The organism is Sporosarcina newyorkensis (genome assembly GCF_900167515.1).
Classification (GTDB): Bacteria; Bacillota; Bacilli; order Bacillales_A; family Planococcaceae; genus Sporosarcina; species Sporosarcina newyorkensis.
In genome coordinates, this window is record NZ_FUYJ01000005.1 from 130,838 (window position 1) to 143,653 (window position 12,816).

The 12,816-nt window shown below is 41.3% G+C and carries 12 protein-coding genes; 8 read left to right on the forward strand and 4 right to left on the reverse strand.

What is annotated here, in order from left to right; all coding sequences use genetic code 11:
• The first annotated feature begins 15 nt into the window (after nucleotides 1-15).
• The 4 genes from B5D59_RS11095 to B5D59_RS11110 are packed head-to-tail and all read left to right on the forward strand — an operon-like array spanning nucleotide 16 to nucleotide 4,279.
• Nucleotides 16-972, forward strand: coding sequence for a 3-hydroxyacyl-CoA dehydrogenase family protein (locus tag B5D59_RS11095; RefSeq protein ID WP_078817981.1), 957 nt, complete (start codon nucleotides 16-18; stop codon nucleotides 970-972).
• Nucleotides 965-1,711 (forward strand): 3-hydroxybutyrate dehydrogenase, encoded by a 747-nt coding sequence (locus B5D59_RS11100; RefSeq protein ID WP_078817982.1) that lies wholly within the window; start codon nucleotides 965-967, stop codon nucleotides 1,709-1,711. The genes B5D59_RS11095 and B5D59_RS11100 overlap by 8 nt, the downstream gene beginning before the upstream one ends.
• A gap of 19 nt (nucleotides 1,712-1,730) precedes the next feature.
• Nucleotides 1,731-2,915 (forward strand): thiolase family protein, encoded by a 1,185-nt coding sequence (locus tag B5D59_RS11105; protein WP_078817983.1) that lies wholly within the window; start codon nucleotides 1,731-1,733, stop codon nucleotides 2,913-2,915.
• A gap of 38 nt (nucleotides 2,916-2,953) precedes the next feature.
• On the forward strand, nucleotides 2,954-4,279 hold the full coding sequence (locus tag B5D59_RS11110) for an MFS transporter (protein WP_078817984.1): 1,326 nt from the start codon (nucleotides 2,954-2,956) through the stop codon (nucleotides 4,277-4,279).
• A 344-nt stretch (nucleotides 4,280-4,623) separates the two neighbouring features.
• Here the strand turns inward: B5D59_RS11110 and B5D59_RS11115 are convergent, their stop codons facing one another.
• Complete coding sequence (locus B5D59_RS11115; RefSeq protein ID WP_078817985.1) at nucleotides 4,624-5,691, reverse strand: PTS sugar transporter subunit IIC; 1,068 nt, start codon at nucleotides 5,689-5,691, stop codon at nucleotides 4,624-4,626.
• Nucleotides 5,692-6,538: 847 nt separating this feature from the next.
• Between B5D59_RS11115 and B5D59_RS11120 the strand changes: the two genes are divergently transcribed.
• Genes B5D59_RS11120 through B5D59_RS11125 form a run of 3 tightly spaced genes read left to right on the forward strand, consistent with a single transcriptional unit; the run spans nucleotide 6,539 to nucleotide 9,250 of the window.
• Entirely contained in the window at nucleotides 6,539-8,116 is a 1,578-nt protein-coding gene (locus B5D59_RS11120) for a BCCT family transporter (protein WP_078817986.1), read from the forward strand.
• A gap of 26 nt (nucleotides 8,117-8,142) precedes the next feature.
• The gene (locus B5D59_RS18225; RefSeq protein ID WP_176132560.1) at nucleotides 8,143-8,292 is read left to right on the forward strand and encodes a hypothetical protein; all 150 of its coding nucleotides are present in this window, start codon (nucleotides 8,143-8,145) and stop codon (nucleotides 8,290-8,292) included.
• Nucleotides 8,279-9,250 carry an alpha/beta hydrolase fold domain-containing protein gene (locus tag B5D59_RS11125; RefSeq protein ID WP_078817987.1) on the forward strand — a complete coding sequence of 324 codons (972 nt, stop codon included), beginning with the start codon at nucleotides 8,279-8,281 and terminating at the stop codon, nucleotides 9,248-9,250. Before B5D59_RS18225 ends, B5D59_RS11125 begins: the two co-directional genes overlap by 14 nt.
• A 327-nt stretch (nucleotides 9,251-9,577) precedes the next feature.
• On the opposite strand, the gene B5D59_RS11130 is transcribed toward B5D59_RS11125, so the two are convergent.
• The 3 genes from B5D59_RS11130 to B5D59_RS11140 all read right to left on the reverse strand — a co-directional run bounded on the left by B5D59_RS11130 (nucleotide 9,578) and on the right by B5D59_RS11140 (nucleotide 11,382).
• Nucleotides 9,578-10,432 carry a DUF4097 family beta strand repeat-containing protein gene (locus B5D59_RS11130; RefSeq protein WP_078817988.1) on the reverse strand — a complete coding sequence of 285 codons (855 nt, stop codon included), beginning with the start codon at nucleotides 10,430-10,432 and terminating at the stop codon, nucleotides 9,578-9,580.
• Nucleotides 10,419-10,985, reverse strand: a complete 567-nt coding sequence (locus B5D59_RS11135) for an HAAS signaling domain-containing protein (protein ID WP_078817989.1) — start codon at nucleotides 10,983-10,985, stop codon at nucleotides 10,419-10,421. Before B5D59_RS11135 ends, B5D59_RS11130 begins: the two co-directional genes overlap by 14 nt.
• 76 nt (nucleotides 10,986-11,061) lie before the next feature.
• Nucleotides 11,062-11,382: a PadR family transcriptional regulator gene (locus B5D59_RS11140; RefSeq protein WP_078817990.1), complete on the reverse strand. Its 321-nt coding sequence runs from the start codon at nucleotides 11,380-11,382 to the stop codon at nucleotides 11,062-11,064.
• Between the two features lie 312 nt (nucleotides 11,383-11,694).
• On the opposite strand from B5D59_RS11140, the gene B5D59_RS11145 reads away from it, so the two are divergent.
• Nucleotides 11,695-12,798: an S-layer homology domain-containing protein gene (locus B5D59_RS11145; protein ID WP_176132561.1), complete on the forward strand. Its 1,104-nt coding sequence runs from the start codon at nucleotides 11,695-11,697 to the stop codon at nucleotides 12,796-12,798.
• Nucleotides 12,799-12,816: the final 18 nt, after the last annotated feature.

A 12,816-nucleotide genomic window follows, 5' to 3' on the forward strand; every position in this document is an offset into this window, starting at 1 on the left:
TGAGGAGGCAGTGAAATGATTCAAAAGGTCGGCATTATCGGATCAGGAACGATGGGGTTTGGCATAGCGTTTCAATTCATCATAAATGGTATGCCAGTTGTTTTACAAGATGTGAAAGAGGAATCTTTGGAACTGGCAAAAGAAAAACTACAGACATATTTAACTATTTTCCGAGAAGAAGGCATGCCTTTTAACGATTCAGATGAAATCATTAAAAACCGCTTAACATGCACTGTAGAAATAGAAGACATTGCGGATTGTGACTTAGTTATTGAATCAGCAACTGAAAATTTGAAGTTAAAACAAAAAATCTTCAAGCAACTGGATGAAATTTGCGCAGTGCATACGATTTTAACTTCCAATACTTCGAGCTTAAGCATGTCGGACATCATACGCGATGTAGAAAAACATAAAGAACGCGTGATGTTAACACATTTTTTCAATCCGGCGCATATTGTTCCGTTAGTCGAACTTCTAAAAGGTCCGGATACGAAGCAAAAGACGTACGATGAAGTAAATTCGTTTATGAAAAAAATGGGGAAAGTGACGATTGAAGTCCGCCGGGAAGTACCGGGCCTTGTTGCGAACCGCATTCAAACTGCGTTAGCGCGTGAAGCGTTGTCTTTGCTCGAAGACGGTGTAGTTTCGGAGGAGGATTTAGAAAGTGCGATTTTTGCAGGGCCGGGATTCCGTTTTGCATCAAGCGGTGTGTTGAAGATTATGGATTTTGGTGGATTGGATGTATGGGACATTGTAATGGGGCAATTACAACCGAAAATAGAATCGGATGTGCGGACGTTCCCTACTATTAAGGACAAAATCGATCAGGGAAATCTGGGCGTCAAATCATCGAAAGGATTCTTTGAATATCCAGGAATGGGGCTGGACGAATACGTCATAGAGCGTGATCGTTCGTTAATCCAGCAGCTCCAAACGTTTAATAAAAGAGAGAAGGCGATCGATCATGCGTAATATTTTAGTGACAGGTGCCGGTGGCGGTTTAGGAGCTGCGATGGTGAAGAAGTTTGTTGAAGAAGGGGATTATGTGTATGCGGCAGATTTGAAATTGGAAGCCGCGCAGGCAGTGGCTGATTTATATCCCGAAAAAACTGAAGCGGTTGAGCTCAATGTTGCGATCTCAACTTCAGTTCAGCGAGTCATCGATAAAATTTGTAAAGACAAAGAGCTGCATGTTCTCGTCAATAATGCGGGCTTGCAATACCGTGCGAAAATAGAGGATTTCCCAGAAGAACAATGGGACTTGCTGCAGAATGTGATGCTGAAAGGACCATTCTTGCTGACTAAATATGTGTTCCCATATATGAAAAAACAACAGCACGGACGCATTGTTAATATTTCATCGATCCACGGTGAAATGGCATCACCTGAAAAAGCGGCCTATGTCGCAGCGAAGCACGGCGTCATCGGTTTGACTCGCGTTGCGGCTTTGGAAGGGGCCATGCACGGAATTACTGTTAATGCAGTGTTGCCGGGTGCTGTGAAAACACCATTAATTGTAAAACAATTACAAGAGCTTGAAGAAAGTAAAGGCATGTCAGAATTGGACGCACTGAACGAAATCGTCTATCCGAAACAAGCGATGCAGCGTTTTATCACAGCCGAAGAAATTGCGGACAGTGTGTATTTTATATCATCTAAACACGCAACAGCGATAACAGGTGAAACATTAAGCGTTTCAGGCGGCATGTAAATAGAAGGAGGAATTGTTTATGTCAGTTTATATCGTCAACGGCAGCAGAACCGCATTCGGAAGTTTCGGCGGTGCGTTTGTCAATACAACAGATATTGATCTTGGCGTTGCAGTCGTGAAGGAAGCATTGAAGCGTTCAGGAGTAGAAGCAGAACAAATAGATGAAATCGTCCTCGGCAATATTATTCAAACGACGAAATCTTCGGCGTATTTAGCCCGCCATATCGGCTTGAAAAGCGGGATGTCCGAAGAAAGTACTGCACTTATGGTGAATCGGCTGTGCGGCTCAGGATTGCAGTCAATTATTACAGCAGCTCAAGAAATCGAACTTGGAAACGCGGAGGCGACAGTGGCCGGTGGCACAGAAAATATGAGCCAAGCCCCTCAAGTACTGCGTGGCACACGTTTCGGTTCTCCTGCTAAAGCGCCGGTTGTGGAAGATATGCTGTGGGCGACGTTGTACGATGAAGTGGCAGGCTGCGGAATGGGCATGACGGCGGAAAATATTGCAGAAAAATACAAGATTTCACGTGAAAGACAAGATGAATTTGCCCGCATTTCACATGAACGTGCAGCAGAAGCGCGCCGTTCAGGTCGTTTTGCAGAAGAAATTGTGCCAGTAGCGGTGAAAACACGCAAAGGTACGGTGGAAGTTTCGCAGGACGAACATATCCGCGAAGAGACTTCGCTGGAAACTTTGGCGAAGTTAGGACCGGCGTTTAAGGAAGATGGATCTGTCACAGCAGGAAATGCAAGTGGTATTAACGACGGTGCCGCGGCTGTTGTGCTCGTGTCAGAAGACTTTTTAAAAGAGCACCAGTTACGGCCGCTAGCCAAAATTGCTGCCTACGCAACAGCTGGCGTAGACCCGGCATTGATGGGAATGGGTCCGGCTCCGGCAATTCGCAAAGTATTAAAAAAAGCCAATTTGACATTAGATGATATCGATTTGTTTGAACTAAACGAAGCTTTCGCCGCACAGTCATTAGGTGTCATAGAAGAACTCGGACTTGTTCAGGAAAAAGTCAATGTGAACGGAGGCGCGATAGCACTTGGACATCCAGTTGGTGCGAGCGGTACGCGCGTTACGTATTCACTTGCGCTAGAAATGCAGAAACACGGTGTGAAATACGGGATTGCGAGCCTATGCATTGGCGGCGGACAAGGGATTGCTGTGTTATTGGAGAATGCAGCGATTCAATAAATGGATTGCAGGAAAAGACCTGCAGAGGAGGAGAATGAATGACCCCTACTATGAAAGAGATCGAGAAGAAGACAGTCAGGAAAACGATGATGCGCATTCTTCCTTTTATCTTGCTGTTGTATATAATTGCTTATTTAGACAGAGTGAATTTAGGTTATGCCGCCTTACAAATGAATGCTGAACTAGCATTGACTGCAGAAGTTTTCGGTCTGCTTTCAGGCATTTTCTTTATTGGATACTTCTTTTTTGAAGTGCCGAGCAATATGATTATGAATAAAGTAGGGGCGCAGATGTGGATTGCCCGGATTATGATCACATGGGGAATTGTTGTCATTCTGACGGGGTTTGTTCAAGGGACGACTCACTTGTATATGGCGCGTTTTCTATTGGGCGTCGCAGAAGCAGGATTTTTCCCCGGCATTATTTTATATTTGACGTATTGGTTCAGAGCGCGGGAACGGGGAAAAGCAACCGCTGTCCTTTTATTGGCATTGCCGATTGGTGGACTGATCGGCGCTCCAGTGTCGACATGGATTCTCGATAATATCAGTTGGTATGGTATGTTGGGTTGGAGATGGATGTTTATTTTAGAAGGTTTGCCTGCTATTATTCTAGGAATTGTTGTTGTGTTTTATCTAACAAATAAGCCCTCAAATGCCAAATGGCTGACAGATGAAGAAAAAGAGTGGCTGGAAGGAGAACTGAACGCAGAACGTTTGCAAAGCGCTCAAGTGAACAAAGTTTCTAAGATAGATATGCTGAAAGATTCAAAGGTCTGGAAACTGTCACTCCTCTATTTTACTGGTTATACCGCAGTTTACGGGCTATCATTCTGGCTGCCGACTATCATTAAATCTTTATCAGCCGCTGGCACGACCAATATGGAAATCGGCTGGCTAGCGATGATTCCGGCGTTCGTCGGAATACCTGTGATTCTATTTGTCGGCTGGAATGCGGATAGAACCAATTCGTATAAAACACACTTACTAGTATGTTTCATCATTGGGATTTTTGGGTTCATCGGCTGCGGTTTATCTGAAAGCGTTTCAACGGTCGTCCTCATGCTGGCGATTACTTCCGCTGGACTATATGGATTTACAGGGTGTTTCTTTGCATATATGACATTCTTTTTCAGCGAATCCACTGCACCGGTAGGCATTGCAATTGTAAATTCGTTCGCTGCATTAGGCGGATTTGTAGGACCTATGATTCTCGGCATGTTAGATCTTACGTCAGGAATGTTTGTGCTCTCTGCACTTTTGGCAATCGGTATTATTACGTTGATGACATTGAAATTAGTGTCAAAGAAAGAGGGAATAACGATTTCGGGAGTTCAGGCAACAAGAGGGGTTCCGGAAGCTTGAATAAGAATTTTGCTTTCTTTCTATTAAATGTGGGCAAGAAATGAGCACTGGAATATTAAGACATATAGGAAGAACAAAACTTTCAGATCATCAAGAGGAGACGAATAAAAGCAGGTGGCTGAATCCTTTCGACAAAGGTTTCAGCTTTTTTAGTGTGCCGAGCAGTTGTCAAAAGTACCTGGTCTTCTTTCAATTATTTTTACTCGTCTTTCTGATTTAAAGTAATAAAATAGTAGACACAACTACATATTACGGATGGACGGTTGGCACTCCCTGAAGAAAAGGGGCAGGCACATTGCTCTCGATAACTGAAAAAAGAAGACAGGGGCCTATCCCCCGTCTCCTCATGTTAAAGCAACAACCTTTTTTTCCTTCTTTGCCTCATCAATCTTTTCATCCGCTATATTAAGCTCATGTACGCGCCGAATTTTGAAGTTTTTAAACATCAGCGATCCTATATAACCCCAGAGGGCACCAACACCTGCGCATAGAAGCGCGATGAGAGTTACTTTTACCGGGTCGTTAAATCCATACATAACCGCAAATCCTGCAATTGGCGTTGCTGTGCCTGTTGCGTTATTAATCAGTCCTGATAATGCGATGATGATACCAGCTGACGCGCCGCCTAGGAAGTTTGTCACATAGACCGGAATCGGATTGGCAGAAATAATGTCTACTTGTGATAACGGTTCAATCGCAACAGAGATGGTCGTTTTTCGATCACCGAATTTCATGCGATGGAAAAAGACATAGTTCATAAAGGAAGAGCCGAACACCGCTAGTGCACCGATTGCCATTGGAACACCTGTCAATCCGAGCATCGCGGTTAAAGCCATAGAACTTAGCGGTGCTGTAGCGACAACCGTAATGACGCCACCTAAAATAATTCCCATTATAATCGGGTTTGCATCTGTCGATTGTGTAATAATGCCGCCAATATTAAGCAAGGTGGCATCGACTATCGGATCAGCCCATACCCCAAGTAGCCGAACGAGCGGCGCGGCAAGGATGATGGTCACAATCAAATCGAGGCCATCAGGTACTTTAGTTTCAATTTTTTTCACTACAAAAGACATGAGATATCCCGCGATAAATCCTGGCAAGAGCCCAAGACCTGCACTTGAAGCTCCCATCATTAAAGCATATACAGGAGAAACGCCCATGGCCAGTGCTACAAGGGAAGCAGCTGCGACACCGCCCATACTACCCGCCGCGTCACCAACTTCGCCTAGAAATGCAAAATTTAATAAGTCACCGCCGACATAGCGCTGAAATGCCTCAACCAAAAATGTAGCAATCGCCGCACTTGCCAATGCCCCCATCGCTTTCATCCCTCTAGGAGCTTTATAACTGAAAAGTGTAAAACAAGCTAAAACAATTAGTAAAAGCACGGTGCCTTTAATAATCTCCATGATGTAATCGCCTCTTTAACTAATTTGTATACATTCTTATTTTACAGAAAGATTAGATTATTTCTTTCTGGGATTTTATATTTATTTAAGTTACGAATAAATCATAACGCCAATTACGTATGTTTTCAATAGGTTTTTAGTGGACGTGAGGTCTTTCGTCTTAGTACTGAGTATCAGGTGCCTTCCACATTCAGTCCGAATAAGGCTATTACAAGAGGGCAGGCGACGAAAATGATCAAAGGTACTGAAGATGTAAAGCCGAATAATATCGTGATGAGAGGACGGGCAAATGTTGGACATGTATTTTGACAGGTATCGATATCGCTGTGAAGCAGATCGGTTTAATAATAAATGTATGGGTGAGGGTATCTGTGATGCCGGATCATTAAGAACTATTTGCTGACCATCCAAGATGGTTTTGCGATTGAGACCTATAATTAACACCTTGTGCTGAAAGTGTCCACTTCCTTGACAAGCTACGTCTATAAAAACGATTTGGGATCAGAAGTTTTTTTTATGTTTCATAGATAATAGAGAGGATTTGCTATGACGTAATAAAGAGACTCTTTTGCAACATTAAATTCTGAATGTTGTCTTGCACAGATGCCTAAAGTGCGACATCGTCCATAGTTTTCCGAGAAAATATTGAGTCATTTTTAAACGATTCGCTTACTTTGTCGATTCAAATTAGACTCAAGTATAATGTTGTTTTTTATACATAATGGTAAACAGGTTTATTTTATCAGTCTTTTCGTAATGGCACGAATATTGCATTAATAATTAATGGAGGAGCTTTCAAATTATTAGATATACCCGACAAAAAAACACATGATCAGGAGATGAGAATATGACATCAAAGTATGTCGACCGAGGAAATATTATAAAAGTCCGTAGTTCAAGAAAGCCTAAAGTCTTTACACCTATTTTTATCATCTCAGCATCGATTACTGCATTTTTTTCGATTTTTTCATTAGTAAACCCTGTTGCACTTGCAAAAGTTATGACGTTTATACAGACGATATTTGCTACGCAGTATGGATGGATGGCTATGTTAATACCCATTCTTTGTATGGGATTTTTAGTTGCAATAGGAGTTTCCAAATATGGGAAAATTGTAATTGGTGGTCAGGACGCAAAGCCGGATTATAATATTTTTTCGTGGCTTGCAATGTTATTCACTTCATCTATCGGAATAGGAATCATTTACTTTGGAGTGAATGAGCCACTCTATGCGTACTATTTATCACCCAGCAGTACAGAGGCTCCAAATCAAATGGTAGCAGCACGGGAAGCGATGGGTACCGCTCTCTATCATTGGGGTATTTCGGTTTGGGCAATATTTAGTGTGGCGGGGCTAATTATGGCTTACTTTGTATCAAAACATAAAATACGATATTTACCTGGAGATGTTATTGAGAAGAGTTTTGGAAATCGTAAGTGGGTGCCATTAACCAAAAACATTATGAATGTTTTGGCTGTTGTATGTTCAGCAATGACAATTGCTGCCACGATCGGACTGGGAAGTGTGCAAATATCTACGGGGATTAATCAAGTGGGCAATCTTAATGCATCACTGACTGGAATCCTGCCTTATATCGTATTATTTATTCTATTATCTGTATGTATTTTTGCTGCAACTACCAAGAAAGCCGGTAAGGGAATGCAGGTGTTGGGCGATTGGAATGTCTATTTAGCGATAGCTATTTTAATCTTTGGTATGTTATTTGGACCAACACGCTATATTATAAATCAGGCTGTCCAATTAACCGGAACATATATCGCACAGCTTATACCAAGAAACTTTGACATGTTTTTATTTAGTAACGACCTGACGTATTCGACGACATGGGATGTCGCAAATAATATGTGGTGGATTTCATGGACCCCATTTATGGGTGTCTTCATAGCATCCATTTCAAAAGGACGGACAGTTCGACAATTCGCTTTTGCCACAATGACCATCCCTGTACTATTTATGCTATTATGGCATTCTACTTTCGGCGGGATTGCTTTACTGGATGCAGTTTTAGGTACTGGTGATATCGCGAAAAATGCAATGGAGAGTCCAGAAGTTACGTTTTTCGCCATTTTAGCGACTATGCCTTGGAGTAAGTTAACGTTTATTGCCACAATTATCCTGCTGATCATGTTCATTTCAACAACTGTAACGAGTGCAGCCTTGTCATTAGCAAGAATGACTGATTATGAAGGGAAAGAAGCGTCTCGCGTTCGAAGCTCTGTATGGGTCATTCTTATGGGGATTATCGCCTTAACGGGTATATTCGCTACTACGCTTGGCGGCAATGATGCGTTAAATGCAGTAAAGTCTTTAGCTACAACCTTATCTTATCCGTATATATTTTTCTTTATATTAATGATGACTGGATTTATTAAACAACTAATGAAAGATAAGCCTCAAGTATAAATTTCAAGTAAGGGAGATGTACGTTAATGGAGATCTATTATTTACAGGGTTGGGCTCTTTTCGCAGAAAAAATATTGCAAGTCGGAATGTTGCTTTTTATTATCTGGAATGTAAAACTATTAATCCTCGAAAAGAATACTAGTACAAAGGGAGAAGGCGTAAATGGAAACGAATAAATTAAATGCTGTAGCTAGGATGTCTCCTCCAATGCTTGAGACATTCTACAAACAAAATGAACTCGCGAAAGAGGCATTTTCAACAGATGTCACCTATACTGAAATGCGTGAAAATTATATAAATGAAAGAAAATATTGGAATGAGGGTGGACCTGAGCCAGAAAGAGTTCTTAATAAAGAAATAGATGGACCACACGGTTTACTGGACATTCGCTTCCATTATCCGAGGAAAAGAACTGGAAAAGGGGCCATTGTGTATATTCATGGCGGTGGATTCGTAGTAGGTAATCTGGATACCCATAGCAAGATAATGCGCTTACTGATGGAAGAAACAGAATCAGTTGTAATAGGAATTGATTATCATCTGGCCCCAGAACATAAATATCCGGTACAAATCGAGGAATGTGCTTTTTTATTAGAATGGTTAAGAAAATATGCAGATGAATATGATATTGATCAAGATAATATTGCGATCGCCGGAGATTCCGGCGGTGCCAATTTAGCATTGGCAACATCTCTATATTTAAGAGATCAACAGAAAGATATTTCATTTTTACGGTGTTTACTTTTATATTACGGTAGTTATGGGCTGACTGATTCGAAATCCAGAAGGCTGTACGGAGGAAATTATGACGGATTAAGTCAAAAAGATTTAACAACGTATTCAAATCTGTATATTGGGAATCGCCATCCAGATCTTCGTTATTTTGATTGTTTCTCAAACGATTTGACGAAGGACGTCCCTCCTTGTTACATCGCTTGCGGGCAGTTAGATCCACTCCTGGATGATAGTTTATTATTATATGACCTATTGGTAAATAACAACATTAAGGCTGAGTATGATGAATTTAGTGGAGTGATACATGCGTTCCTACACTTTTCACGAAGCCTTCCGGTAGCTATAAAAGCTATACAAAATGGTGCGAATTTCTATAAGTCTTCAGTTAAAGTGACATAATATTGGCTAATTTAAGAACTCACTAAAAAGCATATTGGCTTCTTAGTGGGATGCTTTTTTAAAACAGGAGTCTGTCCAGAGTGAAAGATATCTGTGTGACAAACATTCAAGCGCTGAGTAGCTTTTTGGATATTATTGGTTAGTATATGTTGATTTCGGGAGCCAGGCATCCTAAAGTCTGTCTGAAGGTTGTGTGGAGATCGAAAGTTGCTTGTGAAGTTGCCTAAGTGTTGTAGATTTCTTTAAATAATATATTTTTTTGGAATATATAAGGGGGGCATTTTTGTGAAATAACAAAAATGCCCCCCTTTGTATGTTTTAGCTTTGTTAACGTTTTCCCACTGTGATATTTCCGTTTTTCGAAGAAAGTACAATGGGAATTTCGCCTGTTCCAAATATAGCATGTGATTTTTTTTCATCAAAAATCTTACTGTTTCCGTTAGTAGCTTCCGCGATGATTGTCGCGTTTGTCGGCGTATTAGCCATTTGAATATCGATGCGTCCATTGTCTGTAATCAGTTCGGTAGGGTCATCGAGTGAATCTGTCTTTACCTCAATTCGCCCGTTATTCGCTTGTACAGTAAGTTTCCCTTTTACGTCTTCCAGCTTCGTCTTTCCGTTATCCGAGCGAACTGAAATCGAATCGGCTGACGTGTCTTTAAGCGCAATCAGACCATTATTTGATTGTACCTTGAGTGTAGTATTTGTTAAACTTGTCGCTTTTACTTTTCCGTTATCTGATTCCAACGTCATATAATCTGCGTTTACGTCTCTCACGTCAACGGTTCCATTATCGCTTTGAATTCGTAGCGAGTCATAATCCTTGTGAGGTATGTGTACTTTCAGGATAGTTGGCTTTAACCCGAAATTGACTGAGATCAGCTTCTGTTTCTTCTTTTTAAGTACAATGACCAAACTAGAATCCTTTACCATAGCGGATACATCGTTCTTTATATCGTGTCCCGAAGCTTCGATAAAAGCCTTTGATCCGTCTGTTGGAACTAGTTCAACTTGACCGTCATCGGCGTTGATATCGATGCTTGTAAAGTTATCATCTTGAATAGTGAATTCCTGGGTAACCGCCTTTGGCTTTTGGATAAGCTGATAGGTGATGAGACTCCCTACGATACCAACTAGCAGAAGAAGAGAAGCAATTATCGATAGTCCTTTAATGTTCAACATGCGTTAAGCCCCCTTTGACGAGTTTCCCATTAAATTTCATATAGCGTATAAACCCATTCATAAAGTACTTCGTGGCGTATAACATTCCGATTGAGATAAAGAGACCGAGTCCGCACAAGGCGAGTGAGTTAAATAAGTCGAACAACTCAAATGTACCAGGAGCTAGAATGGGGTTTAGCAAAATAAGAAGAGGTGCCGCAGTGAATCCAATGCCTGTGACCCAACCAGACACAATCAAGGCGACCAATGCGATAAATGGTCCAAGTACAATAATCAGGTTAAAGAAACCTAAACCAATAACTGCCCATATAGCTCGCAATAGATTTCCCGTGCTGCCGGTTGTTTCTGCTTTTTCAAGGTGGTACGCAGCAGATAACTCTTTTCCTATTGTTTTTGGAGAACCAAGGGAGGTTGCAATTTGCTCTTCAGTTTTTCCGTCTAACTGCCCAATTGCAAAGTATTCTTCATAGTCCTGCAAAATTTCTTGTCGTTCTTCGTGTGGGAGTTTTGTTAAATTATTCTTTAGATGTGTTAAAAAAATTTCCTTATTCATTTTACTACTCCTTTCTTTTCGTTTGCTAACCGACTATATTCATGTGACTGAAATCCGTTCATTCTCCAGTTTTCAGTCATTCCTGTACACCCTCCTTGATTAATGCATTCACTCCATCCGTGAAAGTCCGCCACTCGGCCAATTGTTCATGAAGATACGCACGACCTGCATCTGTCAATTTGTAATATTTGCGAGGAGGGCCTTCTGACGATTCTTGCAAATACGTCGTAAAATAGCCTTCCTTCGTTAAACGACGGAGCAGGGGGTAAACCGATCCTTCCGAAATGGAAATTTGATCCGAAATCTTCTGCACAAGCTCATAACCATAGCGATCCTGCTTATCAAGTAAGACAAGCACACATAAATTTAGGACACCTTTTTTGAATTGTACATTCATTCCAATTAATCTCCTTCCGCTAGTGATCAATGAATAGTACTGTCTTTTGCTAAGTACTTGGTAACAGTAATATATCATGTGGTATTGTTCATAGCAAGGTACCGATTAAGAAAGTATATGAATGTCTGTTAACATAAATTCTGAACTAATCAAAAAGGGAGTTATCTTTCTCTGTAAGTATCATTTATCCATAAAAAAATGTTTGGTTTTCGCAGATCTTTTGTTGTGTCAAAAAAGTTTTCACAACATGAAACTATTACTGAAAAACTCCGTCTATACGATACTTACATAGTAAAAGTAGGAGGGATCCCAATGAATAAAAACAAGCTATTCCATCTTATATTAGCCGCAACAGTTGCTGTTCCTACCATCTTGGTACCGATACAGGCAGAAGCAGAAGTGGTTAGTCCGTTTAAGGATGTATCCAAAAACAGTCCGTATCTTGAGATCATTCATGAAATGCGCGATCAGCAAATTATCAGTGGTTATGCTAATGGGGAATTCAGGCCGAGTGAGGTTATCTCCCGAAAACATGCGGCTGCGCTCGTTAACCGTACAGTGAAATTGCCTGTAGTCGAAAAGTTTGTTCCATTTAAGGATGTATCTGCAAAGAATACTTTTTTTTATGATATAAAAAAATTGCAGCAAGCAGGGATTTTTGAACCGGACGCAAAAGGCAATTTTTATCCGAATCAACCAATCACCCGTGCAGAGATGGCGAAGGTGTTGACCGCTGCGTTTGATCTAAAAGTGAAAGTGGATTTGGATTTCGTGGATGTGCCGAGAACCCATCCTGCGAGCAAGTATATTAAGGCGCTTTATTCGAATGGCATCACAACAGGTGATTTCGGAACGTTCAGTCCTGACCGACCGGTTACCAGAGTACATTATGCCGTATTTCTGCATCGTCTGCTGCATATGAACGATCCTGTTGATCCGAATGAACCGGCGCAGAAAATCCGCGGACAGTTTGCGAGGATTACTGCAGAGGAGTTGGTTGAACCTGATTTAATGGCTATGGCAATGCTCGGCATGCTTGCGCAGAAAATGACGCACGATCCATCCGATTATCTGATTACAGAACCGGCGAAAGATGGGGGCATTATAGTGAAGGGGTATATGGCAGGCCATACACACGGGCAAATGGCGAAAGAAAATATTCTTTATCTCAAGCGTTTTGTAAAGAGTGGTTCTGAGCTGGAAGCGATTTTGGACGTATGGCTGGAAGGGGATTTTTCAAAAATCAAAGAGGAGTTTTTTACCTTGAAAGCGATAGGAGATCCGGATTTCTTTAATTGCGCTGTATGTGAGCAAAAATTTGCCATGAATATCCGGACAAAACGTGCAGAAGAAGACTTTGTGCGTGCCCTCTATGGTGAGGAAGGATTACAGAGGCACCGGACGCAATGGGAATAAAATAAGAATGAGCAGGGA